The sequence below is a fragment of the Paraburkholderia terricola genome, from assembly GCF_900142195.1.
Taxonomy (GTDB): Bacteria; Pseudomonadota; Gammaproteobacteria; order Burkholderiales; family Burkholderiaceae; genus Paraburkholderia; species Paraburkholderia terricola.
Genome location: NZ_FRAB01000007.1, coordinates 106829 through 131261, shown reverse-complemented (window position 1 = coordinate 131261; position 24433 = coordinate 106829). Strand labels below are relative to the sequence as shown.

General features: G+C 64.8%; 19 protein-coding genes. 10 read left to right on the top strand and 9 right to left on the bottom strand.

Translation table 11 applies throughout. The annotated features are described in order from the left end of the window. The first annotated feature begins 25 nt into the window (after positions 1-25). Positions 26-1231: an NO-inducible flavohemoprotein gene (gene hmpA, locus BUE39_RS08565; protein ID WP_073428217.1), complete on the top strand. Its 1206-nt coding sequence runs from the start codon at positions 26-28 to the stop codon at positions 1229-1231. A 58-nt stretch (positions 1232-1289) separates the two neighbouring features. Here hmpA and BUE39_RS08560 read toward each other — a convergent pair whose 3' ends face one another. The 3 genes from BUE39_RS08560 to aroG all read right to left on the bottom strand — a co-directional run bounded on the left by BUE39_RS08560 (position 1290) and on the right by aroG (position 3238). Further along, a complete protein-coding gene (locus tag BUE39_RS08560; protein WP_073428216.1) occupies positions 1290-1622 on the bottom strand; it encodes a helix-turn-helix domain-containing protein in 333 nt (110 codons plus the stop codon). Between the two features lie 2 nt (positions 1623-1624). Then, positions 1625-1963, bottom strand: a complete 339-nt coding sequence (locus BUE39_RS08555; RefSeq protein WP_073428215.1) for a type II toxin-antitoxin system RelE/ParE family toxin — start codon at positions 1961-1963, stop codon at positions 1625-1627. A 201-nt stretch (positions 1964-2164) separates the two neighbouring features. Further along, on the bottom strand, positions 2165-3238 hold the full coding sequence (aroG, locus tag BUE39_RS08550; RefSeq protein WP_073428214.1) for a 3-deoxy-7-phosphoheptulonate synthase AroG: 1074 nt from the start codon (positions 3236-3238) through the stop codon (positions 2165-2167). Positions 3239-3294: 56 nt separating this feature from the next. Here aroG and BUE39_RS34820 point away from each other — a divergent pair, with 56 nt between their 5' ends. Continuing rightward, positions 3295-3528 (top strand): hypothetical protein, encoded by a 234-nt coding sequence (locus BUE39_RS34820; RefSeq protein ID WP_159442548.1) that lies wholly within the window; start codon positions 3295-3297, stop codon positions 3526-3528. 105 nt (positions 3529-3633) lie between these two features. Here the strand turns inward: BUE39_RS34820 and tldD are convergent, their stop codons facing one another. From tldD to BUE39_RS08530, 3 genes are all read right to left on the bottom strand, one after another. Next, positions 3634-5100 carry a metalloprotease TldD gene (gene tldD, locus BUE39_RS08540; protein WP_073428213.1) on the bottom strand — a complete coding sequence of 489 codons (1467 nt, stop codon included), beginning with the start codon at positions 5098-5100 and terminating at the stop codon, positions 3634-3636. A gap of 104 nt (positions 5101-5204) precedes the next feature. Further along, positions 5205-6059: a carbon-nitrogen hydrolase family protein gene (locus BUE39_RS08535; RefSeq protein ID WP_073428212.1), complete on the bottom strand. Its 855-nt coding sequence runs from the start codon at positions 6057-6059 to the stop codon at positions 5205-5207. A 129-nt stretch (positions 6060-6188) separates the two neighbouring features. After that, a complete protein-coding gene (locus tag BUE39_RS08530; protein WP_073428211.1) occupies positions 6189-10373 on the bottom strand; it encodes a YhdP family protein in 4185 nt (1394 codons plus the stop codon). Between the two features lie 186 nt (positions 10374-10559). Between BUE39_RS08530 and glnE the strand changes: the two genes are divergently transcribed. Beyond that, positions 10560-13352 carry a bifunctional [glutamate--ammonia ligase]-adenylyl-L-tyrosine phosphorylase/[glutamate--ammonia-ligase] adenylyltransferase gene (gene glnE, locus BUE39_RS08525; protein ID WP_073428210.1) on the top strand — a complete coding sequence of 931 codons (2793 nt, stop codon included), beginning with the start codon at positions 10560-10562 and terminating at the stop codon, positions 13350-13352. A 229-nt stretch (positions 13353-13581) separates the two neighbouring features. Here the strand turns inward: glnE and recN are convergent, their stop codons facing one another. Both recN and BUE39_RS08515 read right to left on the bottom strand, forming a co-directional pair. Next, complete coding sequence (recN, locus tag BUE39_RS08520) at positions 13582-15252, bottom strand: DNA repair protein RecN (protein ID WP_073428209.1); 1671 nt, start codon at positions 15250-15252, stop codon at positions 13582-13584. 73 nt (positions 15253-15325) lie between these two features. Continuing rightward, positions 15326-16228 carry an NAD kinase gene (locus tag BUE39_RS08515; protein ID WP_073428208.1) on the bottom strand — a complete coding sequence of 301 codons (903 nt, stop codon included), beginning with the start codon at positions 16226-16228 and terminating at the stop codon, positions 15326-15328. Between the two features lie 384 nt (positions 16229-16612). On the opposite strand from BUE39_RS08515, the gene hrcA reads away from it, so the two are divergent. From hrcA to BUE39_RS08500, 3 genes are all read left to right on the top strand, one after another. After that, positions 16613-17632, top strand: a complete 1020-nt coding sequence (gene hrcA / locus BUE39_RS08510) for a heat-inducible transcriptional repressor HrcA (protein ID WP_073428207.1) — start codon at positions 16613-16615, stop codon at positions 17630-17632. Positions 17633-17807: 175 nt separating this feature from the next. After that, entirely contained in the window at positions 17808-18878 is a 1071-nt protein-coding gene (hemH, locus tag BUE39_RS08505) for a ferrochelatase (RefSeq protein ID WP_073428206.1), read from the top strand. Between the two features lie 9 nt (positions 18879-18887). Then, positions 18888-19295 (top strand): RNA-binding S4 domain-containing protein, encoded by a 408-nt coding sequence (locus BUE39_RS08500; protein WP_073428205.1) that lies wholly within the window; start codon positions 18888-18890, stop codon positions 19293-19295. Here the strand turns inward: BUE39_RS08500 and BUE39_RS35130 are convergent. Next, positions 19281-19433 carry a hypothetical protein gene (locus BUE39_RS35130; RefSeq protein ID WP_167363274.1) on the bottom strand — a complete coding sequence of 51 codons (153 nt, stop codon included), beginning with the start codon at positions 19431-19433 and terminating at the stop codon, positions 19281-19283. The genes BUE39_RS08500 and BUE39_RS35130 overlap by 15 nt on opposite strands. A 387-nt stretch (positions 19434-19820) precedes the next feature. On the opposite strand from BUE39_RS35130, the gene grpE reads away from it, so the two are divergent. From grpE to dnaJ, 4 genes are all read left to right on the top strand, one after another. Then, positions 19821-20417 (top strand): nucleotide exchange factor GrpE, encoded by a 597-nt coding sequence (gene grpE, locus BUE39_RS08495; RefSeq protein WP_073428204.1) that lies wholly within the window; start codon positions 19821-19823, stop codon positions 20415-20417. A gap of 42 nt (positions 20418-20459) precedes the next feature. Beyond that, a complete protein-coding gene (locus BUE39_RS08490) occupies positions 20460-20906 on the top strand; it encodes a thioredoxin family protein (protein ID WP_073428203.1) in 447 nt (148 codons plus the stop codon). A 153-nt stretch (positions 20907-21059) separates the two neighbouring features. Beyond that, positions 21060-23012 carry a molecular chaperone DnaK gene (dnaK, locus tag BUE39_RS08485; RefSeq protein WP_073428202.1) on the top strand — a complete coding sequence of 651 codons (1953 nt, stop codon included), beginning with the start codon at positions 21060-21062 and terminating at the stop codon, positions 23010-23012. Positions 23013-23278: 266 nt separating this feature from the next. After that, on the top strand, positions 23279-24421 hold the full coding sequence (gene dnaJ, locus BUE39_RS08480) for a molecular chaperone DnaJ (RefSeq protein WP_073428201.1): 1143 nt from the start codon (positions 23279-23281) through the stop codon (positions 24419-24421). Positions 24422-24433 lie beyond the last annotated feature (12 nt).

The following is a 24433-nucleotide window of genomic DNA, read 5'->3' as shown; positions in this document are numbered from 1 at the left end:
ACGCGCATCTTTAGGAGAAAGCCTGATGACCACGCTCACCGCTGACCAGATCGCCCGCGTCAAAGCCACTGTTCCCGTGCTCGCCGAACACGGCACCATCATCACCAAGCACTTTTACAAGCGCATGTTCGCGCACCACCCCGAGTTGAAGAACGTGTTCAACCAGACCCACCAGAAGAGCGGCAATCAGCCGGAAACGCTGGCGAAAGCGGTGTATGCGTATGCAGCCAATATCGACAATCTCGGCGCCCTCGGCCCGACGGTCTCGCGGATCGCGCATAAGCACGCCAGCCTGAATATCCGCCCGGAGCAGTACCCGATCGTGGGCCGCCACCTGCTCGGCGCGATCGTCGATGTGCTCGGCGACGCGGTCGATCAGGAAACGCTCAGTGCATGGCAAGCCGCGTACGGGCAGTTGGCCAATATCTTCATCGGCACCGAGGCGAAGCTGTACGACGGCGCCGCGTGGACCGGCTTCCGGCCGTTCAAGGTCGCCCGCAAGGAAGTGGAGAGCGACGAGATCACGTCGTTCTATCTGACTCCCGCCGACGGCTCGCCGGCCTGCGGTTTCGAACCCGGTCAATATCTGAGCGTGAAGCGCTTTGTCGATGAACTGGGTGTTGACCAGCCGCGGCAATACAGTTTGTCGGACGCGCCCAACGGCAAGTGGCTGCGCATTTCGGTGAAGCGCGAAGCCGGCCGCGAGGACACGGCGCCGGGCCATGTATCGAACCTGATGCACGACGGCGTGGAAGTGGGCGAGGTGGTGCATGTGAGCGCGCCGATGGGCGACTTCACGCTCGACCGCAAGAAGACGACCCCGGTGGTGCTGATGAGCGGCGGCGTGGGCGTGACGCCGATGACCTCGATGCTGTCCACGTTGTTGGCCGAGAAGAGCGAGCGTAGCGTGACCTTCGTGCATGCGTGCCGCAATGGCCGGGTACACGCATTCCGTCAGTGGCTTAACGATACGGTTACAGCGCACCCGAACGTGACCCGGGCAGTGTTCTATGAAGCTGTTGAAGCAACCGACCGCCTCGGCGTCGACTACGATTTCGAAGGCCGTCTCGACGTGACGAAAATCGCCGACAAGGTGATCGTGCCCGATGCGGATTACTACATCTGCGGGCCGCTGCCATTCATGCGCGCGCAGTGCGATGCGCTGGCCGCGCTCGGCGTGGACGCTGCGCGAATCCACACCGAAGTGTTCGGTTCAGGCGCCGTTCAGTAAGGCAAGACGCATGGCAAACCGCTCCGGGCGAAAGCCCGCCGCGCAGCTTGCCATGCTCTTACCCGACCGCCAGCGTGACTGGCTTGCCGATCCGGCTCATCATTTCAACGAGCGTGTCGATGGTGAACTTGGTGGTCTTCTTGTTCACCACGTCGGACACACGCGGGCGCGACACCATCAGAATCTCGGCGGCCTCGGCCTGCTTCAAATGATGCTGTTCGATCCAGCTTGAGAGCTCGGTCATCAACTGCTCCTTGAGCAGCCGCGTGTCGTTGATCTGTTTCTGCGATGCCGCGTGCAGGCGCTTCGCCTCTTCGGCGGAGAAGCCGAGTTCGAGGAACAGATTGGCACCGGGCTTTGTTACGTGACGGACTTTGGCATCGATCGTCATTTTCAAATTTTCCTCTCAGTCATGATGGCGCGATAACGCGTCTCGGCAATCTGTTTATCGTGCGGACTCAGCTTCTGCGTTTTCTTCTGGAAGCAATGCAACACATAGAGCGCTTCCACGAACTTGGTCACATACATGACGCGATAGATGCCGTCCGCTTCCTTGATGCGAATCTCGCGGGTTCCTGCGCCGATCGAATCAAATGGCTTCCAGTCGTCAGGGTCGAGCCCTGCCTGGATCTTGCCCAATTGAAACCCTGCCCGCCGACGCGGCTCTTCGGGAAAAGCGAGTAAATCGCGGTAGCTGGAGCCCATCCAGCGAATTTCTTTTTCCTGCTCCATAGCCGCCTTTCATGTACAAAATTGTATACACAACACCTCGGCCCGGTCAAGTCAATTTCGACCCGGCGGCGAGCCCGGCAACGCGTTGTTACGGTACAGAGGCGGCAGGCGGCGCACCATTCGTCCGTTCGGCTAAAAAAAAAGCCCGGCTCGATTGAGCCGGGCTTTCTAAACTAACTTGCAGCGATCGAGCGGGTTTTCTCAGTTGCCGCTGCCGCGCGCAATACGCCGTTGCTTGACCGCGTCGGCGAGACCTTCCAGCACGGCTACGCTTTCGTCCCAGCCGATGCATGCATCGGTAATGCTTTGTCCGTACGTCAACTGGCAGCCTTCCTGCAGATCCTGGCGGCCCGCCACGAGGTGCGATTCCACCATCACGCCGACGATCCGTTCGTCACCCGAAGCGATTTGCCGGCCGATGTCCACGCACACCGGAATCTGATTCTCGTGCTTCTTCGAGCTGTTCGCGTGGCTCGCGTCGATCATCAGGCGCGCGGCGAGACCGGCCTTGCCGATGTCGGCGCACGCGGCATTGACGCTGTCCGCGTCGTAGTTCGGCGTCTTGCCGCCGCGCAGGATGATGTGGCAGTCCTCGTTGCCGGCGGTCGAGACGATCGCCGAGTGGCCGCCCTTCGTGACCGACAGGAAATGGTGCGGCTGCGAGGCGGCCTTGATCGCGTCGACGGCGATCTTCACGTTGCCGTCGGTGCCGTTCTTGAAGCCGACCGGGCACGACAGTCCCGAAGCGAGTTCACGGTGCACCTGCGACTCGGTGGTCCGCGCGCCGATCGCGCCCCACGAGATCAGATCCGCGATATATTGCGGGCTGATCATGTCGAGGTATTCGGTGCCGGCCGGCAGACCGAGTTCGTTGATGCGCAACAGCAGTTCGCGCGCGGTGCGCAGACCGTCGTTGATCTTGAAGCTGTTGTCCATGTGCGGGTCGTTGATGAGACCCTTCCAGCCCACGGTCGTGCGCGGCTTTTCGAAGTACACGCGCATCACGATTTCGAGCTCGCCGGCGAAGCGCTTGCGCTGTTCGACGAGACGTCCCGCGTATTCGAGCGCCGCCTTCGTATCGTGAATCGAGCACGGTCCGATGACGACGATCAGGCGGTCTTCCATGCCGTGCAGAATGCGATGCATCGCGTTGCGCGAGTTGTAGATGACGTCGGACACCGTTTCATCGCAAGCGAATTCGCGGATCAGATGAGCGGGGGGCGTGAGTTCTTTCAATTCGCGAATGCGGACATCGTCGGTGTTGTGCGGGGGCATGTTGTTCTCCTGAATCGGTTCGTAGCGTGTTCGCGCGGGTAACGAGGGCTGCGGCAATGAGCAGCGATGCACGCGCGGACGACAATCAAAAAAGTCGCAACGACAAAAGTTCTAACGGCATGGGGCGAAAAAAAACCGCCAGACTCGCTGGCGGTTTTTCGGGAATTCTCGGTGTCTTGCGTGCACTAACACCCCTCTCGATCCGCCAGCGGTCTGAGATGCCAAAAAAAGTAAAAGTAAAACTTGGCGGACATGGCGAAATGAGGTCGCTGGTCAAAAAGGGTGAGTGACTTTATAACCCCTACAGGCTCGACTGGCAAGCCGGAAGGCGTAAAAATGCGGAAATTCCGCATACTTCGCGCATTTTATGCACGAAGTATGCGTTTTATCTGGATTCAGGCGGTGCCGCCGACGGTCATGCGGTCGATGCGCAGCGTCGGCTGGCCGACGCCGACCGGCACGCTTTGGCCTTCCTTGCCGCACACGCCCACGCCCGAATCGAGCTTCATGTCGTTGCCGATCATGCTGACGTATTTGAGCGACTCGGGGCCGCTGCCGATCAGCGTCGCGCCCTTGACCGGGTAAGTGACCTTGCCGTTTTCGATCATGTACGCCTCGGAGGCCGAGAACACGAACTTGCCGTTGGTGATGTCGACCTGGCCGCCGCCGAAGTTCACCGCGTACAAACCGTTTTTCACGGAGGCGATGATTTCCCGCGGGTCCTTGTCGCCGTTGAGCATGTACGTGTTGGTCATGCGCGGCATCGGCAGCGCGGCGTACGATTCGCGGCGCGCGTTGCCCGTGACCGGCATTTTCATCAGACGCGCGTTCAGCGTGTCCTGAATGTAGCCTTTCAGGATGCCGTCCTCGATCAGCGTCGTGCATTGCGTCGGATTGCCCTCGTCGTCGATATTGAGCGAGCCGCGGCGGTTCGGCAGCGTGCCGTCGTCGACCACCGTGACGCCCTTGGCCGCAACCTGTTCGCCGATCCGCCCCGCGAACGCCGACGAACCCTTGCGGTTGAAGTCGCCCTCCAGCCCGTGGCCGATCGCCTCGTGCAGCAGCACGCCGGGCCAGCCCGGTCCGAGCACCACGGTCATCGCGCCGGCCGGGGCCGGGCGGGCGTCGAGGTTCACGAGCGCTGCGTGCACCGCGTCGTCGACATAGCCCGACAGCACTTCGTCGGTGAAATAGCCGTAGTCGAAGCGGCCGCCGCCGCCGCCGCTGCCGATTTCGCGGCGGCCGTTCTGTTCGGCGATCACCGTGACCGACACGCGCACCAGCGGACGGATGTCGGCCGCGAAGCCGCCGTCGCTGCGCGCGACCAGCACGACGTCGTATTCACCGGCAAGGCCCGCCATGACTTGCTGAATACGCGGATCGCGACCGCGCGCCATCTGTTCGACGCGCTCGAGCAGCTTGACCTTGGCGGTGGCGTCGAGCGAATGAAGCGGGTCGGACGGCAGATACAGGTCGCGGCCGGCGATGCCCGTCAGCGACGACGCCACCTTGATCTTCTGCTTGCCGCCGCCGGCCTTGGCGATTGCGCGTGTGGCGATGGCCGCCTGGCGGATCGCTTCGGGCGAGAGGTCGTCCGAATAGGCGAAAGCCGTGCGATCGCCCGACACGGCGCGCACGCCGACGCCCTGGTCGATGCTGAAACTGCCCGACTTCACGATGCCCTCTTCGAGACTCCACGCTTCGCTGCGCGTGGCCTGGAAGTACAGGTCGGCGTAGTCGATCTTGTGCGTGAAGATTTCGGCGAGCGTGCGGGTGAGCAGGGACTCGTCGAGGCCGTAGGGCGTCAGGAGGATGTCCTTGGCGGTGGCGAGATTACGGATACCGGGTTCGATGATGTTCATGCGAAGTATGTTCTGCTCGATACGAAGGATTCGGTTAGCGCCACGCTCGCTATATGAGTGGCAGGCGCCGCAGTTTCAACGTCTTGATGCGTCAGGTCAGTGAGTCAACTCAGCACGCGGTGACGCCAGGCGGGCAAGCTTTGCCGCACTTCGTCGATGCGCGCACGCTCGAGATCGCCGGCGACCACGCCCGCGCCCTCGTCGCGCACCGCGACGATTTCGCCCCACGGGTCGATCAGCATGCTGTGGCCCCAGGTACGGCGGCCGTTTTCATGTTTGCCGCCTTGCGCGGCGGCCAGCACGTAGCACTGGTTCTCGACCGCCCGGGCGCGCAGCAGCATCTCCCAGTGCGCGCGGCCGGTGGTGTAAGTGAACGCGGACGGCACCACGATCAGCGCGCAATCGCCCATGCGGCGGTACAGCTCGGGAAAGCGCAAATCGTAGCAGACCGACAGGCCGACCCGGCCGAACGGCGCCTCGAAGGTGCGGACCTCGCCGCCGGGACAGATGGTGCGCGCCTCGTCGAACGATTCCTCGCCTTTTTCGAAGTTGAACAGATGGATCTTGTCGTAGCGGGCGGCTTCGTTGCCTTGCGGATCGAACACCAGCGTGGTGTTCAGCACGCGCGACGCTTCGGGTGCCATCAGCGGCAGCGTGCCGCCGATCACCCAGAGCTGGTGACGGCGCGCGGCGTCGGCGAGAAAGCGCTGGACCGGACCGTCCTGATAGGCTTCGCGCACGGCGAGCTTGTCCGTGTCCTTGAAGCCCATGAAGCAGAAGTATTCGGGGAGCAGGACGAGCTGCGCGCCGTCGGCGGCGGCCTCGGCGATCAACCGGTCCGCTTCGGCCAGATTGCGCTCGCGCTCGGGCGTGCTCACCATTTGCAGCGCGGCGACGCGAAAGACGCTTGCGGAAGATCCGCTGGACGACGGCAATGAAGAGACGTGTGTTTCGCTCATGAGCGTTTCGAGAAACTCCCGGCAAGGCGGCGGCGCGAATCGCTCGGGCCGCGGACGTCGTTCAAGGCTGGCTGCGGCCGGGCGGCGCGGCGCCTGGTTTTTTCGGCCGAACGAGGGGTCGAATAAAGCTCAATGCGCTTGCACGGCCGAAGCCGGAGCGTCCATCTTACCGCGATCGCCCTTCACCCGCTCGATGTGCGGTTTCGACCACGAACCGGTGATCGCGTACTCCCGCGAAAACGCGTGCGAGATCGACTGGCTGAACGCGAGATCGGCCACCAGCGCGCCCAGGCCGAGCAGCGGATTGATCACGGTCGCGGCGATCACGGCGGCGCCGGCGCTGACCGTCGGCACGATCTGGACGTGCAGATTCTGCGTCTCCTGGGCGAGATCGACCGAGCCCTTCATGTCGACGCGAGCCGGCGCCGTCACCATCTCGAAGTTCTCCGTGCGGCCAATGCCGTTGCGGACCTGGGCGGTCCCGGTCACGTGTTCGAACGGCAGACCTTCGCCGATCACGTCGCGGAAATTCAGCGTGGCGAAGCGCGCGAGGCTTTGCAGACTCAGCACGCCCAGCAGCTTGGCGACGCCCGGGTCGACCTTGAGAATCTGCCCGTGGCGCAGATCGACGGCCAGGTTGCCGTTGAGCGTCGGATAGTCGATGGCGGTCGGGCCGCCGCGCCACACCATCTTGCCGGAGAGCGAACCGCTGCCCGACTTCAGCGTGCGCGGCTGGCCGAAGCGTTCGAGCAGCGCGCCCGCGTCCTTGATGTCGAGCTTGAAATCGAACACCGTGCGGCGCGGCGTCGTTTCGTCGGCGGCGCTGCCGAGGCCCGTCGAGGTGCGCCAGTTCGCGGTGGCGGTCAGCGTGGCGGCGGCGTTGGTGATGCCGAGCTTGTCGAGTTGCCAGACCGGCACGCCGTCCTCGTCGAAGTTGTGCGCGTTCACTTCGAGACGGCCGACGTTGCGATCGCGGAAGATCAACTCGTTGACCACCAGATCGATCGACGGCATGTTCTGCGCGGGAGCGGAGATCGCCTGGCCGAGCAGGTCCTTGTCGGCGACCGAAGGAATCACCACGCGCGCGAAGCGCGCCTGCAGCGTGCCCGGCGATTCCTTGCTGGGGCCCGGCAGCCACGACACGTGGCCGGATACCTGATTCGACGCGATGTTGGCCTGCCATTTGCCGTCCGCATGCGACGCGCCGACGATCACGCTGTCCCAGTGGCGCTTGAGCAGCGTCAGCGTGCCGATGTGCAGCGCGAAGCGGTTGGGCAGGAACTGCGTGAGGATCGGGTTCGGCGCGGCCGGCGGCGCGGCGGCCGGTGCTTCCTTGTTGCGCATCTGCGCCACGAGCGCGCGCCAGGCGTCGGCGTCGAATGCCTCGACGTCGACGGCCGCGATCACGCCTTCGGACGGCAACTCCGCAGGCTTGTTGACGCCGATCGCGCCGCGCACGACGGTGGGCGCCGCCTTCGGCTGGTAGCCCAGCAGGTAGGCGGCGGCGACCGGGCCGAACGTGAGATCGGCGCGTTCCAGGCCGGTCTCGCCCGGCGCCGCCGACGGCCTGACGGCAAAGCGCAACGGCATCGGCGTGCCGACCGGCTTGTTGAACGGCGCGGGGAAGTCGAGCGCGAGACCGGTGAGGTCGGAGTTCGCCGTCACGTCCGGCAACCGGCCTTTCGCGCCGCGCACGGTCAGCGCATACGGCGCGCTGCCGCTCATGCGCGCGAGCACCTCGGCGGCCGGACCATGCAGATTCAGATCGCGCGCCGCATCGACGGCAATGTGGCCGCCGAGGTCGAGCGCATAGGTGCCGTCCTTTTTCAGCCCGCCGCTCGCATGCACGTCGCCGCCGAGGAACTGGCCGGAGAGCCGATCCGCCTGAGCCGTATATTCGGTGAAGCGCACCTTGCCGTTCAGTCGCGACAGCGGCGGCACGTTTTCGACCGTCAGCCGGTTGTTCTGGAAACCGACCGCGCCTTCCACGGCGATATGCGGCTTCGGCGTGCGCGGCACCGTCAGCTTGAGCGCGAGCGACGCCGGCCCTTCGGCGCGCACTTTCTCGGTTTCGTGCTTCGCCATGATGCCGAGCGAGCTTTCGTTGACGTAGTCGAGCATGTCGGCGAGCGGCCCGCGGCCGTCGCCCTGAATGACCAGGTTCGACGCCTTGGTGCCGAGATCGTCGATCTTGCCGTTGACGCCCATCAGCGCGACCTGCTTGTAATGCGCGCGGTCGATGTCGAAGCGCAACATGTTCTGGCTCAACTCGAACACGCCGTCGATGCCGTCGAGCGGCGGCCACACGTTCGGCGTGCCGTTTTTCATCGTGCGCGGCGGGTACGGCGAGGGATCGAACTTGCCGCCCTTGAACGGCGCGACGATATGAAAGATGCCGGCCTCCGGGTCGCGCGAGTAGGGGAACCTGGTCAGATCGCCGTGCACCTCGATGGTCGCGCCCTTCGATACGCCCGCTTGCAGCCCATGGCCGAGATAAATGCGCAGCTTCTCGCTGATGCTGGTCGGGAGATAGCGGACGATGCGCGTCACCTGCGCGCGCTCGAAGTCGGCTTTCAGGTCGAGTGCGCCGCGGCCGTGGCCGGGGTTGCTGTAGTCGGCGGTGGCGCTGGCCGCGACGTCCGCATTGGCGACGCTGAGATGGGCCACCTTCACGGCAAAGGCCGGGTGGTTTTCGCCGGGCGCCTTCGGCGTGATGGTCCAGTCGGCGCGGCCTTGCAGACGGTCGAACTTCAGGCGCGGATCGTCGAACACGCCCGGCAGCGTGATCGCGACGTTGGATGTGTCGAGTATCGCGGTGCCGCGCTTTTCGTCCGCATCGACGCTGCCCCACAGGTTTTCGATGCCCGGTATGCCCGCGCGCGGGTGATTGCGCAGCGTGAGCCCCGGCGGCGGTTCCTGCGCGGCCACGCTGATGCCTTGCAGGTCGCCCTTGAAACGATAGCGTTCGATCGGCTCGGTCCCGCTCGCGAGATGGTCGCTGCCCGCCTCGCCGGATTCGGGTTTGCCGCGCTCGACCTCGATCACATAATTGGCGACCAGCCCGCGCGGATTGAAGCGCACGAGACCGTTCAGCAGGCGCCGCGGCAGCGGCAGCGCGCGGCTGAATTCGGCGAGGATGCCCAGGTCGACGCGGTCGCCGCTCACGCTGAGCAACTGGCCGCGCTGCTGCGTGGCGGTGCGAAAGCGTCCGCTCAACGTCGACAGCGCGAGGATGCGGGTGAGCGAGGTGCCGTCGTCGAGCGGCGGCTGGCCGAGCTCGGCGTGCAGGTCGTTCAATTGCAGCTGGTAGTCGCCCTGGTCGGCTTCGAGGCGCCATGAAAAATGAGCGACCGGCAGCAGCAGCTTGGGCTGTGTGGGACGCACCCGCAGGGCGACGTCCGTGCCGGCCAACTGCCCGCTCGCCGCCTTCATGCGGCCGTCGGCGAAGTCGGCCCAGATCGCGTTGTCGATGCGGCCGGCAAACGTCTCGATCGGGAATTTGACATAGCGCGCGAGCATCGGCAGATCGACCGGGCCCGTCGAGACATACACCTGGCCCTTCCAGTTGACGGGCGCGCCGATCTCGGAGAGACGCGCGTGTTTGAAGTTCGTGCGGAAGTCGATCGGGCCGCGCAGGAGCTGGCCGTCGGCGGGAGCCTGCAACGCCAGCCGGTGATCGTAGCCGTCGTTGAGAATCGCGATGCGGATGTCGCGCAGCGCGAGTTCCGGTGCGTCGCGCTGGGCATCGCGCCAGCGCAGCACGCCGCCGCGCACGACGATCGCCTGTTGCCGCAGTAGCCAGGTCGTCAACGTGGCGTTGCCGCTATGCCGGGTCGGCACGGGCACGCCCGCCACCGACAGCACGCCGTCGCCGGCGCGCGAGACCAATACGTCCGGCTTGTCGACGATCAGGCTGGAGAGCGCCGGACGAAACTGCCAGAGCGACTTCCACGAGAGCGTGGCGGTGGCGTGCGGAATCGTCAGCGCCGGTTTGCCGTCGCGGTCGCGAATGACGAGATCGGTGATGTCGAGGCCGGGCTGAAAGCCGCTCCAGAAAGGCGCGAGCTTGCCGATGGTGAACTGCGCATGCAGCTTCTCGGAGACGGTGGCTTCGATGCGCGGCCGGAACGAATCGGCACGCGGCAACACCACATAGCGCAAACCGAGGAAGAGACCCGTCGCAATGAAGTAGAGAACGAGGGCGAGCGCAAGGACGACATGCAAGGTCCGGCGCAGCACGACGTGATCGCTTCCGCTCGCAGGCCGGACCTGCCCGGTTTCGTGCGGGTCGGCGGATTCGTTTCGCTCGGGCATGCTGCGGCGGGTGGGCGTATGGTAGTTTTGCGAATTAACGACGAAATGTAACACACGGGCAAGCGTCGGCAGTACTTCCTGCAAAGCCAGTCTGCATGCGCCTCGCGACGTTCGCAAGGACGCCGGAACCGTGTGCCGCGATGAACTGAACCACGCTAATCAAGCAACGAGCGAGCCAGATCCTTGATGACTGACGCCACACTACTGAGTTCCAACTATTCGCATTACGCGGCGCGCGCGGTGGCGGCCCGTCCGCGACACGCGGCGCACGTGGCGGCGCTTGCCGCCATGCCGCTGACCCGTGAGCGCATCGACGCGCGCTTTGACGCGCTGTGCGCCGAAGCCGCCGGCGCGAGCGGCGCTCCGTTGAGCGAGGACGCGCTCAAGCGGGCCTTGCGGCAGTTGCGCACCGAGGTGTTCTGCGCCGTGATGGAGCGCGATCTGACCGGCGAGGCGGACGTCGCCGAAGTCACAGGGGCAATGACCGATCTGGCGGAGACGACGATCCAGCGCGCGCTCGCGGTGTTGTCCGCCGAACTGGAAACGTTGTACGGCGAGCCGCGCGGACCGCAAGGCGAGCGGCTTGCGCTCGGCGTCGTGGGCATGGGCAAGCTCGGCGGGCGCGAGTTGAATGTGTCGTCGGACATCGATCTGATCTTCGTCTACGAAGAGGACGGCGAGACCGCGGGCGGCCAGCGCGCGCCGATCGCCACTCAGGATTTTTTCACGCGCCTCGGCAAGCGCCTGATCGGCGCACTCGCCGAAGTCACCGCGGATGGTTATGTGTTCCGCGTCGACATGCGCTTGCGGCCGAACGGCGACTCGGGGCCGCTCGTCTCCAGTCTCGGCATGCTCGAAGAGTATTTCTACGTGCAGGGCCGCGAGTGGGAGCGCTATGCGTGGATCAAGGGCCGGCTCGTGTCCGAAGGCGCGAGCGACGCGGCGCGGCGATTGCAGAAGCAGCTCGACGCGATCGTCACGCCGTTCGTCTATCGGCGCTATCTCGACTTCGGCGTGATCAGCGCGATTCGCGCGCTGCATCTGCAGATTCGCCAGGAGGCGCAGCGCCGCGCGTCGATGCGGCCGGACAAGGCCGACGACATCAAGCTCGGGCGCGGCGGCATCCGCGAGATCGAATTCAGCGCGCAGGTGTTTCAGTTGATTCGCGGCGGCCAGGACGCCGGTTTCCGGGTGCGGCCGACGCTTGCCGTCTTGCGCTATGCGGCCACGCATGGGCTGATCGACTCGGCGGTCTGCGTGAAGCTCTCGCAGGCCTATCGCTTCCTGCGCGAGCTCGAGCATCGGCTCCAGTACCGCAACGATGCGCAGACCCACGCGATGCCGGTCGACGCCGAGGAGCGCGTGGCGCTCGCTCGCGCGATGGGTTGCGATAGTTATGCCGCGCTGATGACGAAGCTCGACGCGCACCGCGAATTCGTCGAGCAGCAGTTCGACCAGATTTTCGCCGACAAGGTGAGCGGCCGCGACGGCTGCGGCGCACCCGAAGACGGCGCCGCCGCATGGGTGTGGAGCAGCGCGCTCGCCGACGACAGCGCGGAAGATGCCCTGCGGGCGCGCCTCACCGAACTCGGCGTTGCCGAGCCGGGCGAATTGCTCGCGCGGCTGCGCGGGGTGTGGCAGTCGTCGCGTTACGCGGGGCTGGCCGAGCGCAGCCGGCAACGCTTCGACATCGTCGCGCAGCGCGCGCTCGATGCCGCTCGCACGCTGGAGCCGCCCGAGCGGCGCGGCGACACGGTGGCGCGCCTGTTCGATCTGCTCGAGGCGGTGGGCCGGCGCGGCGCGTATCTGGCGTTGCTAACCGAATATCCGCAAGCGCTGCATCAGGTGCTGTCGGTGCTGGGCGCCTCGCGCTGGGCCGCGGGCTACCTGATCCGGCATCCCCAGTTGCTCGACGAACTGCTGGACGACGAGGCGATCAACAGTCCGTTCGACTGGCCCGAGTTCAAGCGCTCGCTGCGCGTGCGCCTCGCCGCCGCCGACGGCGTCGAGCAGCAGATGGATCTGTTGCGCCACGCTCACCAGGCCGAGGTGTTTCGTATCCTGCTGATCGACCTCGCGGGCAAGCTGAGCGTCGAGCATGTGAGCGACCGCCTGTCCGAACTCGCCGACGCGGTGCTCGACGTCACGCTCGAAGCGGTCTGGAAGCAGTTGCCCAAACGCCACCGCGAGGCGCCGCGCTTCGCGGTGATCGCCTACGGCAAGCTGGGCGGCAAGGAACTGGGCTACGCGTCCGACCTCGACGTGATCTTCCTTTACGACGATCCCGACGATGCCGCGGCCGACGTCTATTCCACCTATACCCGCCGCCTCATCACATGGCTCACGACCGCGACCGGCGCCGGCACGCTATTCGACGTCGACTTGCGCTTGCGGCCGAACGGCGAGTCGGGTCTGCTCGTTACCGATCTGGACGCGTTCCGCCGCTACCAGCTGCGCGAGGGCGACGCGGCGAATACCGCCTGGGTCTGGGAGCACCAGGCATTGAGCCGCGCGCGGTACTGCGCGGGCGATGCCGAGATCGGCGCGAAGTTCGAGGCGATCCGCGAACAGGTGCTCACGACGCAGCGCGAAGCCGCGCCGCTCGCGAACGAGATCGTGGAGATGCGTGAGCGCGTCGAGGCGGGGCATCCGAACCCTACGCCGCTGTTCGATCTGAAGCACGACCGGGGCGGCATGGTCGATATCGAATTCGCCGTGCAGTACTGGGTGCTGTTGCACGCGGCGAGCGATCCCGCGCTGATCCGCAATACCGGCAACATCGCGCTGCTGCGCGAAGTGTCGGGCCTCGGCTTGATGAGCGAGGCGGAAGCGGAGACGGTCGGCGCGGCTTATCGCACTTACCGCAAGTTGCAGCACAAGCTGCGGCTGGACGGGATGGAGAAGGCGCGGGTCGATCCGGCGTTGGTTGCCGCCGAACGGAAGGCGGTGCTGGCGCTGTGGAAGCGGGTGTTCGGGTGAGGGGGGAGGCGCTGCGTTGGCTGGGGGGGGCGCGGTTCGGGGTGGCGGTTCTTGTGGCGGTTGTTTTGGCGATTCGCGGCGGCGTTTCGTTGCCGCGGTTCATTGTGGCGGTTTCGTCGGACAGTGCTGCCGCGCCGGCGCTTCAGCACGGTAGCAGTCACAGTCACCGTTGCAGCCGCAGCGCCTGAACGTTGCGCCGCTGCGATTCCCCTGTCCTCGCACAACTACGCTACGCCGCCAGCATTTCCTTCGCGTGCTTGCGGGTGGTCGCGGTGATTTCCAGGCCGCCAAGCATGCGCGCGACTTCTTCCACGCGGCTCGCCTTGTCGAGCGAGATCACGCTGCTGACCGTGCCGCCCTTTCCGTTGCCCGCCTTCGCCACCTGGAAATGATGGTCGCCGCGCGCCGCGACCTGCGGCAAGTGCGTCACGCACAACACCTGGCGCGCTTGCCCGAGTTGATGCAGCAAACGCCCGACCACTTCGGCGACGCCGCCGCCGATTCCGGTATCCACTTCGTCGAAGATCAGCGTGGGCGTCGGGCTGGCGGCGCTCGCGATCACCGCCAGCGCGAGGCTGATGCGCGCCAGTTCGCCGCCTGAGGCAACCTTCGCGAGCGGCCGCAGCGGCACGCCGGCATGACCGGCGACGCGGAACTCCACCTGCTCGAGTCCATGTGCGCCGCCTTCGGGTAGCGGCACCAGCGCCACCTCGAAGCTGCCGCCTTTCATCGACAGTTCCTGCATGCCGGTGGTGACCGCCGCGCCGAGCGCCTTGCCGGCTTTGGCGCGCGCTTTCGACAGTTTTTTCGCCTCGGCCAGGAAGGCTTCGCGGGCCTGGGCTTCGGCGGCGTGCAGGCTGTCGAGATCGGCGGCGGCGTCGAGCGCGGCCAGTTGCGCGCGGCGCGCTTCGTGTTCCTCGGGCAGCGTTTCGGGCTGCAAGCGGAATTTGCGCGCGGCCGAATGCAATGCGTCCAGACGCTTTTCGACTTGCGCGAGACGGTCCGGGTCGAGTTCGAGCTTTTGCGCGTAATGGCTCAGCGAATACGCCGCTTCCTGCAACTGGATCTCGGCCGGTTCGAGCGCGGCCAGCACGTCGTTCAGCGCCGGATCGATCTCGGCCAGGTCGCGCATCTTCGAGATGATCGACGCAAGGTGCGTGATCATCGCCTCGTCCGATTCGGACAGCGCGGCGAGCGCGCCTTGCACGCCGTCGATCAGATTGGCCGAATGCGACAGCCGCCGATGCTCGCTGTTGACCTCCTCCCATTCGCCCGGCTGGGGTGCGAGCTTGTCCAGTTCGGCGAGCTGCCATGCGAGGCGCTCGCGCTCCAGTTGCAACTCGCGGTCGCGCGTTTGCGCATGCTCGACTGCCTGAACCTTCTCGCGCCACGTGCGCCACGCCCGCGTTACCGCCGCGGCGGTCTCGGTCAAACCCGCGTGCGTGTCGAACAGTTCGCGTTGCGCGTCCGGGCGCATCAGCAATTGATGCGCGTGCTGACCGTGGATATCCACCAGCATTTCGCCGACTTCGCGCAGTTGCGCCAGCGTCGCCGCCGTGCCGTTGATGAACGCCCGCGAGCGGCCGTTCGCGTCCACCACGCGCCGCAGCATCACCGTGCCGCCGTGCTGGCCGTCGTCGGCGGTGGCCCCGAGCGCCTGCTCGTCGAGCCACTGCTCGACTTGCGCATGCGTCTCGAACTCGGCGGTGATGTCGGCGCGGCTCTCGCCGGTGCGCACCACGCTCGCATCGGCGCGCGCGCCGAGCGCGAGCGCCAGCGCGTCGATCAGGATCGACTTGCCGGCGCCGGTTTCGCCGGAGAAAACGGTAAAGCCGCTGTCGAATTCGAGATCGAGCGCGGCGACGATGACGAAGTCGCGTATCGAGAGATGGCGAAGCATGGAGGTCGTCTGGTGAGCGTGAGATTCAGGGTTCGGCAGCGGCGGCGTTCGCGTTCCAGTGATTGCCGGCCGCTCAGGGTTTGTCGTCTTCTTCGTGTGACGGGTATTCGTTCCAGTGCAGCTTCTTTCGCAGCGTCGCGTAATGGCTGTAGCCGACCGGATGCAGAATCGGCACGGTATGGCGCGAGCGGCGCACTTCGATCGTGTCGCTCAGTTCCAGCGAGGTGAACGACTGCATGTCGAAATTGACGTTCACTTCGCGGCCCGAGACGATCTGAATGCTCACCTTTGAATCGTCCGGCAGCACGATCGGCCGGTTCGACAGCGCGTGCGGCGCGATCGGCACCAGCACGATGCCCTGCAACTGCGGATGCAGGATCGGCCCTTGTGAAGAAAGCGCGTAAGCGGTCGAGCCGGTCGGCGTGGCGACGATCAGGCCGTCGGAACGCTGGTTGTACATGAAGCGCCCGTCCACCGAGACATGCAGTTCCGCCATGCCCGAGAAGCCGCTGCGGTTCACCACCACGTCGTTGAAGGCCAGCGCGTGATAGATCGGGTTGCCGCCGCGCATGATGCGCGCTTCGAGCAGCATGCGTTCCTCGCGCTCGAAGTTGCCGCACAGCATTTGCGGCACGGTCTCGCGCATGTCGGAGATCGGAATGTCGGTAATGAAGCCGAGCCGCCCGTGGTTGATGCCGATCAACGGCGTGCGGTAAGGCGCGAGCTGACGGCCGATGCCGAGCATGGTGCCGTCGCCGCCCAGCACCACGGCGACGTCGGCGCGCGCGCCGATCTCGGCGGGACGCAACGCCGGGTAGTCGGTGATGCCGATTTCAGCGGCCGTCTCGGCTTCGAACACGACGTCGAAGCCGCGCTTCGCGATGCACGCGGCGAGCTCGGTCAGCGGCTCGCCGATGCCCGGCGTGTTGTTCCGCCCGACGAGCGCAACGGTCTTGAACTGGCTGGTTACTTGCATGCCGGCATTACACCATAGGTGGGGCCTGAAAAGAACCGCAGACAGACCCGGTGGCGGGCCGGCTGGAGCGGGCTGTCAGCGTATCGCGGGATTGTCGTTAGAATGGTGAAGCCTTGATGACATGCGCGCCGGGTAAAGTGCGGCGGCGCGCTGCCGTCGGATTCGTCGGACTGGCGGCCGGCGAGGCGCTGTACCGAGCGATGGACTTCGCGCCGCCACTGGATCGCGCGGGCGTAAGAACGCTGGACGAAGCGCCGAACCGCGGGCTGGCACGCGCGCCGGAGCGAATGCGAAACGCCGTCCCGCCGGCTTGCGGCGCGGCCGTTAGGGGCGGGCGCCGTTAGCGCTCGCGGTAGCGCTGTCATTGAGCTAAAATTTTCCGTCATGCTAGATCCTCGCGCACAAACCCTCCTCAAAACGCTGATCGAGCGCTACATCGCCGAAGGTCAGCCGGTCGGCTCGCGCACGTTGTCACGCTATTCCGGCCTCGAACTGAGTCCGGCCACGATCCGCAACGTGATGTCCGATCTCGAGGACCTGGGGCTCGTGATCAGTCCGCATACGTCGGCGGGCCGCATTCCCACGCCGCGCGGCTACCGGCTCTTCGTGGATACGATGCTGACGGTGGAATCCGCCGCGGACGAAGAAGCCGTGATGCGTACCGTCAAGACTACGCTGCAGGCGGGCGAACCGCAGAAAATCGTCGCCGCGGCGGCGAGCGTGCTCTCCAATCTGTCGCAGTTCGCCGGCGTGGTGCTCACGCCGCGGCGCAGCCATGTGTTCAAGCAGATCGAATTCATGCGCCTGTCCGACAAGCGCATCCTGCTCATCATCGTGACGCCGGAAGGCGACGTGCAGAACCGCATCATGGCCACCCAGCGCGACTTCTCGCCGTCGCAACTGGTTGAAGCGTCGAATTACATCAACGCGCACTTCGCTGGCCTGTCGTTCGACGAAGTGCGCCGCCGTCTGCGCGAGGAAATCGACGAACTGCGCGGCGACATGACCACGTTGATGCACGCCGCCGTCACCGCCAGCACGGATGAAGCCGACACCGGCGAGACCGTGCTGATTTCCGGCGAGCGCAACCTGCTGGAAGTCGCCGATCTGTCCTCGGACATGGCGCGCTTGCGCAAGCTGTTCGATGTGTTCGACCAAAAGACAAGCCTCCTTCAATTGCTCGACGTGTCGAGCCATGCGGCGGGTGTGCAGATTTTCATCGGCGGCGAGTCGAACCTGGTGCCGATCGAGGAAATGAGCGTCGTCACCGCGCCCTACGAGGTGAACGGCAAGATCGTCGGCACGCTCGGCGTGATCGGGCCGACCCGCATGGCCTACAACCGCGTGATCCCGATCGTGGATATCACGGCGCGTCTGCTTTCCCTCACCCTCAGCCAGCAGTAACACGGCCGCCCATCGCGGCCGCGGAGGTTCGTGCCGCACATGATGCGCGACGGCGCCCGGCTTGCCAATTGGCCGAATGGCCAGGGGTCTCCGGCGGACCTCGCCGGGAACCGCGCCGCTATAATGAATCCCACCTGAACCGACTTTCCGCCCAAAGCGGTTACCCCTCCTGCCTATGCGCTTCGACCTCGAGCGGCCTTCACAGAACGCCACGTCACATCGTGTCGCCGTGCTGCTGATCAATCTCGGCACGCCGGACGCGCCGACGCCGCGCGCGGTCCGCCGCTATCTGGCGCAGTTCCTCTCCGATCCCCGCGTGGTCGAGATTCCCGCCTTGCTCTGGCAGGTGATTCTGCGCCTGCTGATCTTGCCGTCGCGCGGCCGGGCGTCGGCGAAGAAATACGCGGCGGTCTGGATGCCCGAGGGCTCGCCGTTGCGCGTGCATACGGAGAAGCAGGTGGAGGCGTTGCGCCATCTGCTGCAATTGAACGATTACACGGTGCTGGTCGACTACGCGATGCGTTACGGCACGCCCGGCATTCCGGCCATGCTGAACCAGTTGAAGCTGGCGGGCGCCGAGCGCGTGCTGCTCATGCCCATGTATCCGCAATACTCGTCGTCCACCACGGCCACCGCGTTCGACGATGCTTTTTCGGCTCTCAAGCGCATGCGCAACCAGCCGGAAATCCGCACGGTGCGGCATTACGCGGACCATCCGGCCTATATTGCCGCCCTCGCCGCGCAGGTGCGTCAATACTGGCATCAGCATGGCCGGCCTGACTTCGCGGCGGGCGACAAGCTGGTGCTGAGTTTTCACGGCGTGCCCAAGCGCACGCTCGATCTCGGCGATCCGTACCACGAGCAATGCCAGCAGACCGGCGCCTTGTTGATGCAGGCGCTCGAACTGACGCCGGTGGAATGCCGCATTACTTTCCAGTCGCGCTTCGGCAAGGCCGAATGGCTGCAGCCGTACACTGCGCCCACGCTGAAGGAATTGGGCGCGGCGGGCGTGCGGCGTGCTGACGTGTTCTGTCCAGGCTTCACCGCCGATTGCCTGGAAACCATCGAGGAAATCGGCATGGAAGTGCGCGACGAGTTCCTGCATGCGGGCGGCAAGGAGTTTCACCGGATCGCCTGCCTGAATGCGTCGCAAGCGTGGATCGCGGCGCTCGGCGAAATCGTCGCGCAGAATTTGCAAGGCTGGCCGGTGCAGGCGGTGCCGGTGCCGCATACGACAGGGGCTTGACCGAGGCTCATGAATTACAGGATCTCCACTGAACCGGGCGCGAGGCTGCGCATCGACAAATGGCTCTGGGCGGCGCGCTTCTTCAAGACGCGCTCGCTGGCGGCGGACGCGGTCGACAAGGGGCACGTGCGCATTGGCGGCGCGACCGTCAAGCCGAGCAAGGACGTGCGGGTCGGCGACCTGGTCGAGATCGAGATCGAACGGATCGTGTGGCAGGTGGAAGTGCTGGGCGTGTGCGACGTGCGCGGCCCCGCGAGCGTCGCGCAGACGCTTTATGCCGAAACCGGGGAGAGCAAGGTAAAGCGACAGGCCGAGCAGGAACGGCGCAAGACGTATCGCGAACCGGCCGCCGCATTGCACGGCAGGCCGACCAAGCGCGACCGGCGCACTATCGACAAATTGTCAGGTGGCGGTTAAACAGAACAGTTGTTCCAAGGTCGCGTTCACGCCGCCGTATTCGGTCGTGCGATCGTTGACAGCGCCGGACATGCAGATGGTCGTGGTGCCTGCAATCAGTACCAGGGCGACCACCGAGATTGCAAAGGTCAGTTTCACGGTACTCCCCTCGGGACGTTGCAGGATAGAAACGGGCGTTTCGGTTGGAATTTGAAAAATGTCGGAAAGGCGCTTGTTAGACTAGGGTTAACACGTCTTTTCCGATGCTTTATTGGAGCATAGGCCACTTGTTGGTCGCACTCAATCTCAATCTGATTGCTCCGATCCAATGGTTGTAACGGCGCATTTCCGCCGCGCGTCAGCGGCGTGAAAAGTTCGGGCAGAGGCGCTTGAAACGGGTCTTTCCGGCCCCATCTGCGGTGGCGATACGCGGTGACGCGCCCCATCCGCGCCCGGTTGTTGTCGCAATATTGCAACGCACGAATGGCACCGGTTGTTGGGCGCCGCCACCACCGTTGGCTTTTACTTTTAACGACTTTCAGCGACATGGAAAACACGCAAGAGAACCCGACGAGCCAGAATCCCACGCCCGCCGACGAAGCCGCGCGCCAGGCCGCAGAGGCTCCCGAGGCAACTGCTCCGCAACAGGACGAGGCAGCCGCGGGCGCCGCCGCCGAGGCGCCCGCAGCCGCCGCGCAAGCCGCGCTGGCCGAAGCCGAGGCGAAGATCGCCGAGTTGCAGGAAAGCTTCCTGCGGGCCAAGGCGGAGACCGAGAACGTGCGCCGCCGTGCGCAGGAAGACGTGGCCAAGGCCCATAAATTCGCAATCGAAAATTTCGCTGAGCATTTGCTGCCGGTGGTCGACAGTCTCGAAGCGGCGGTTGCCCACTCGTCCGACGATCTGCAGAAGGTGCGCGAAGGCGTCGAACTCACGTTGCGCCAGCTCAATGGCGCGTTGGAGAAGGGCCGCGTCGTCGCCTTGAACCCGGTTGGCGAGAAGTTCGATCCGCACCGTCATCAGGCGATTTCGATGGTGCCGGCCGACCAGGAGCCGAACACCGTGGTCGCGGTGCTGCAAAAGGGTTTCGTGATCGCCGACCGCGTGCTGCGCCCGGCGCTCGTGACCGTCGCGGCGCCGAAGTAAGCGTCGCGGGGTTCTGGTCAGCCGTTTCGCATAGCCGCCGTCATGACGAACATTCCCGTCGACGCCACCGCCTTCACAGTGTTCGACATGCGGGAACTCAGCGCCGCATCGTTCGACGCCGGGCTCGCGGAAGCGGGGGACGCACTGGCCGTGGTGTTTTTCTGGGGGCTCGACTGCTTCAACTGCGAGATCGCCAAGAAGGCCATGCTGGCGCAGCCCGACGCGATTCGCGCGCTCGGGCTCAAATGGTTTCACAGCAACGTCTACGAGCATCGTGAACTGGGCCGTCGCTTCATGCTTCACGGCGTGCCCACCTGGTTTTTCTTTCACCGCGGCAAGCGGCTCGGCCGGGCGACCGGCTGGCACGGCCTCGGGCAGTTCCAGGCGGCGGTCGCGGCCGCGCGGGACAAGATCCGGGCGGCCAATGCGAGCGGTGCCGCGTCGTCACACGGCAGTGGCGCGAATTCGGACGAAAGTTCGGCTGATTGAAAAAAATTAAAGACCGCATCGCAAAAGAGGTCTTGAAAACGATGCGGACGCACTTATGTTGAGTGCAGGTTATGAATTGAGAGCGGAGCGCCTGACCGCCACACGGCAAAAACGGCGCTTTCCGCAGCGATCAAAGTCAGGAGATTAGTAAAAATGGGCAAAATTATCGGCATCGACCTCGGCACGACCAACTCGTGCGTGGCGATCATGGAAGGCAATTCGGTCAAGGTGATCGAGAACTCGGAAGGTGCGCGCACCACGCCGTCGATCATCGCTTACATGGAAGACGGCGAGATTCTCGTCGGCGCGCCCGCGAAGCGTCAGTCGGTCACGAACCCGAAGAACACGCTGTACGCGGTCAAGCGCCTGATCGGCCGCCGCTTCGAAGAAAAAGAAGTGCAGAAAGACATCGGCCTGATGCCGTACAAGATCATGAAGGCCGATAACGGCGACGCATGGGTCGAAGTGCGCGAGCAGAAGCTGGCGCCGCCGCAAATCTCCGCGGAAGTGCTGCGCAAGATGAAGAAGACGGCTGAAGACTACCTCGGCGAGCCGGTCACCGAAGCGGTGATCACGGTTCCCGCGTACTTCAACGACAGCCAGCGTCAGGCAACCAAGGACGCAGGCCGCATCGCCGGTCTCGAAGTGAAGCGCATCATCAACGAGCCGACCGCGGCCGCGCTCGCATTCGGCCTCGACAAGAACGAGAAGGGCGACCGCAAGATCGCGGTGTACGACCTGGGCGGCGGCACGTTCGACGTGTCGATCATCGAAATCGCGGATGTCGACGGTGAAAAGCAGTTCGAGGTGCTGTCCACGAACGGCGATACGTTCCTCGGCGGCGAGGACTTCGACCAGCGCATCATCGATTACATCATCGGCGAGTTCAAGAAGGAGCAGGGCGTCGATCTGTCGAAAGACGTGCTCGCGCTGCAACGCCTGAAGGAATCGGCGGAAAAGGCCAAGATCGAGCTGTCGTCGAGCCAGCAAACCGAAATCAACCTGCCGTACATCACGGCCGACGCGTCGGGTCCGAAGCACTTGAACCTGAAAATCACGCGTGCGAAGCTCGAGGCGCTGGTCGAGGAGCTGATCGAGCGCACGATCGAACCGTGCCGCGTGGCGATCAAGGACGCGGGCGTGAAGGTCGGCGAAATCGACGACGTGATTCTGGTCGGCGGTATGACCCGCATGCCGAAGGTGCAGGAAAAGGTTAAGGAATTCTTCGGCAAGGATCCGCGCCGCGACGTGAACCCGGACGAAGCCGTGGCCGTTGGCGCCGCGATTCAAGGCCAGGTTCTGTCGGGCGACCGCAAGGACGTGCTGCTGCTCGACGTGACCCCGCTGTCGCTCGGCATCGAAACGCTCGGCGGCGTGATGACGAAGATGATCAACAAGAACACCACGATCCCGACCAAGCACGCGCAGGTCTACTCGACGGCCGACGACAATCAGGGCGCCGTGACGATCAAGGTGTTCCAGGGCGAACGCGAAATGGCGGCCGGCAACAAGCTGCTGGGCGAGTTCAACCTCGAAGGCATTCCGCCGGCGCCGCGCGGCACGCCGCAGATCGAAGTGAGCTTCGACATCGACGCGAACGGCATTCTGCACGTCGGCGCGAAAGACAAGGCGACCGGCAAGGAAAACCGCATCACGATCAAGGCGAACTCGGGTCTGTCCGAAGCTGAGATCGAGAAGATGGTGAAGGACGCAGAAGCGAACGCGGAAGAAGATCACAAGCTGCGTGAGCTGGCCGACGCCCGCAACCAGGGCGACGCGCTGGTCCACAGCACGAAGAAGGCGCTCACCGAATACGGCGACAAGCTGGAAGCCGCCGAGAAGGAAAAGATCGAAACCGCGTTGAAGGAGCTCGAAGAGGCGCTGAAGAGCGGTTCGAGCGACAAGGCGACGATCGAAGCCAAGATCGAAGCGGTAGCCACGGCCTCGCAGAAGATGGGCGAGAAGATGTACGCCGACATGCAGGCAGCGCAAGGCGCCGAAGCGGCGGCAGCGGGCGCGGCTGGCGCGGGTGCATCGGCGGGCGGCGCGAGCCAGCAGCAGGACGACGTGGTCGACGCTGAGTTCAAGGAAGTCAAGAAAGACTAAAGCCAGGTCGCATTTCGACCGTAAAGCCGCACACAGCGATGTGTGCGGCCCGGCTGCACAAGGGACCGAGCCGTTCTGGTCTCGCGAACGTGCAAGAGCGGTTATCTCGCCTGGCGAGCCTTTTGGGCTCTCCGGGCACATTTGTTTTATGGAGGGCGTTGTTTTAGCCGCCTGAAAGCGGCGTGAACAGCGGCCGGACGAGTCGTGAGACTCCAGCATTCAAGAGGAGCCACCGCGCCGTATTGCGCGAGTGGCGTTGAACCGATATGGCGAAACGGGATTACTACGAGGTTCTGGGCGTTGCGAAGAACGCGAGCGACGACGAAATCAAGAAGGCTTATCGCAAGCTTGCGATGAAGCACCACCCTGACCGCAATCCGGACAACAAGGATGCGGAAGGGCATTTCAAGGAGGTGAAGGAAGCCTATGAAATGCTCTCGGACTCGCAAAAGCGTGCCGCGTACGATCAGTACGGCCACGCCGGCGTCGATCCGAATATGGGCGGAGCCGGTGCGCAGGGCTTCGGCGGTTTTGCCGATGCGTTCGGCGATATTTTCGGCGACATCTTCGGTCAGGCGGCCGGCGGCGCAGCACGCGGCGGTGGCGGCCGGGCCGGCCCGCAGGTCTATCGCGGCGCGGATCTGCGCTACAGCATGGAAATCACGCTGGAACAGGCCGCGCACGGCTACGACACGCAGATTCGCGTGCCGAGCTGGGTATCGTGCGAAGTCTGTCACGGCTCGGGTGCGAAGCCCGGCACCAAGCCCGAAACCTGCCCGACCTGTAGCGGCTCCGGTGCGGTGCGCATGTCGCAGGGCTTTTTCAGCATCCAGCAGACTTGCCCGAAATGCCACGGCACCGGCACCTATATTCCCGAGCCCTGCGCCCACTGCCACGGCGCCGGCAAGGTGAAGGAAACCAAGACGCTCGAAGTGAAGATTCCGGCAGGTATCGACGACGGCATGCGCATCCGCTCCGCCGGCAACGGCGAGCCGGGTATCAACGGCGGTCCGTCGGGCGATCTGTACGTCGAGATTCACATCAAGCAGCATTCGGTATTCGAACGCGACGGCGACGATTTGCATTGCCAGATGCCGATTCCCTTCACCACGGCGGCGCTCGGCGGCGAGATCGAAGTGCCCACGCTGGCGGGGCGCGCCAGCTTCACGGTGCCGGAGGGCACGCAGTCGGGCAAGACGTTCCGTCTGCGCGGCAAGGGTATCAAGGGGCTGCGTTCCAGCATTGCCGGCGATCTGTACGTGCACGTGCAAGTGGAAACGCCGGTCAAGCTCACCGAGTCGCAGCGCGAGTTGCTTCAGCAGTTCGAGAAGGCGCTGGTGGAAGGCGGCGCGCGGCATAGTCCCCAAAGCAAAAGCTGGTTCGACCGGGTGAAGAGCTTCTTCGATTGATGGCGGTTTGAT

Excerpts from the sequence above, each read along its gene's own strand:
- hmpA (WP_073428217.1), top strand. The coding sequence starts at position 26 with ATGACCACGCTCACCGCTGACCAGATCGCCCGCGTCAAAGCCACTGTT.
- BUE39_RS08560 (WP_073428216.1), bottom strand. The coding sequence starts at position 1,622 with ATGACGATCGATGCCAAAGTCCGTCACGTAACAAAGCCCGGTGCCAAT.
- BUE39_RS08555 (WP_073428215.1), bottom strand. The coding sequence starts at position 1,963 with ATGGAGCAGGAAAAAGAAATTCGCTGGATGGGCTCCAGCTACCGCGAT.
- aroG (WP_073428214.1), bottom strand. The coding sequence starts at position 3,238 with ATGCCCCCGCACAACACCGACGATGTCCGCATTCGCGAATTGAAAGAA.
- BUE39_RS34820 (WP_159442548.1), top strand. The coding sequence starts at position 3,295 with ATGAGCAGCGATGCACGCGCGGACGACAATCAAAAAAGTCGCAACGAC.
- tldD (WP_073428213.1), bottom strand. The coding sequence starts at position 5,100 with ATGAACATCATCGAACCCGGTATCCGTAATCTCGCCACCGCCAAGGAC.
- BUE39_RS08535 (WP_073428212.1), bottom strand. The coding sequence starts at position 6,059 with ATGAGCGAAACACACGTCTCTTCATTGCCGTCGTCCAGCGGATCTTCC.
- BUE39_RS08530 (WP_073428211.1), bottom strand. The coding sequence starts at position 10,373 with ATGCCCGAGCGAAACGAATCCGCCGACCCGCACGAAACCGGGCAGGTC.
- glnE (WP_073428210.1), top strand. The coding sequence starts at position 10,560 with ATGACTGACGCCACACTACTGAGTTCCAACTATTCGCATTACGCGGCG.
- recN (WP_073428209.1), bottom strand. The coding sequence starts at position 15,252 with ATGCTTCGCCATCTCTCGATACGCGACTTCGTCATCGTCGCCGCGCTC.
- BUE39_RS08515 (WP_073428208.1), bottom strand. The coding sequence starts at position 16,228 with ATGCAAGTAACCAGCCAGTTCAAGACCGTTGCGCTCGTCGGGCGGAAC.
- hrcA (WP_073428207.1), top strand. The coding sequence starts at position 16,613 with ATGCTAGATCCTCGCGCACAAACCCTCCTCAAAACGCTGATCGAGCGC.
- hemH (WP_073428206.1), top strand. The coding sequence starts at position 17,808 with ATGCGCTTCGACCTCGAGCGGCCTTCACAGAACGCCACGTCACATCGT.
- BUE39_RS08500 (WP_073428205.1), top strand. The coding sequence starts at position 18,888 with ATGAATTACAGGATCTCCACTGAACCGGGCGCGAGGCTGCGCATCGAC.
- grpE (WP_073428204.1), top strand. The coding sequence starts at position 19,821 with ATGGAAAACACGCAAGAGAACCCGACGAGCCAGAATCCCACGCCCGCC.
- BUE39_RS08490 (WP_073428203.1), top strand. The coding sequence starts at position 20,460 with ATGACGAACATTCCCGTCGACGCCACCGCCTTCACAGTGTTCGACATG.
- dnaK (WP_073428202.1), top strand. The coding sequence starts at position 21,060 with ATGGGCAAAATTATCGGCATCGACCTCGGCACGACCAACTCGTGCGTG.
- dnaJ (WP_073428201.1), top strand. The coding sequence starts at position 23,279 with ATGGCGAAACGGGATTACTACGAGGTTCTGGGCGTTGCGAAGAACGCG.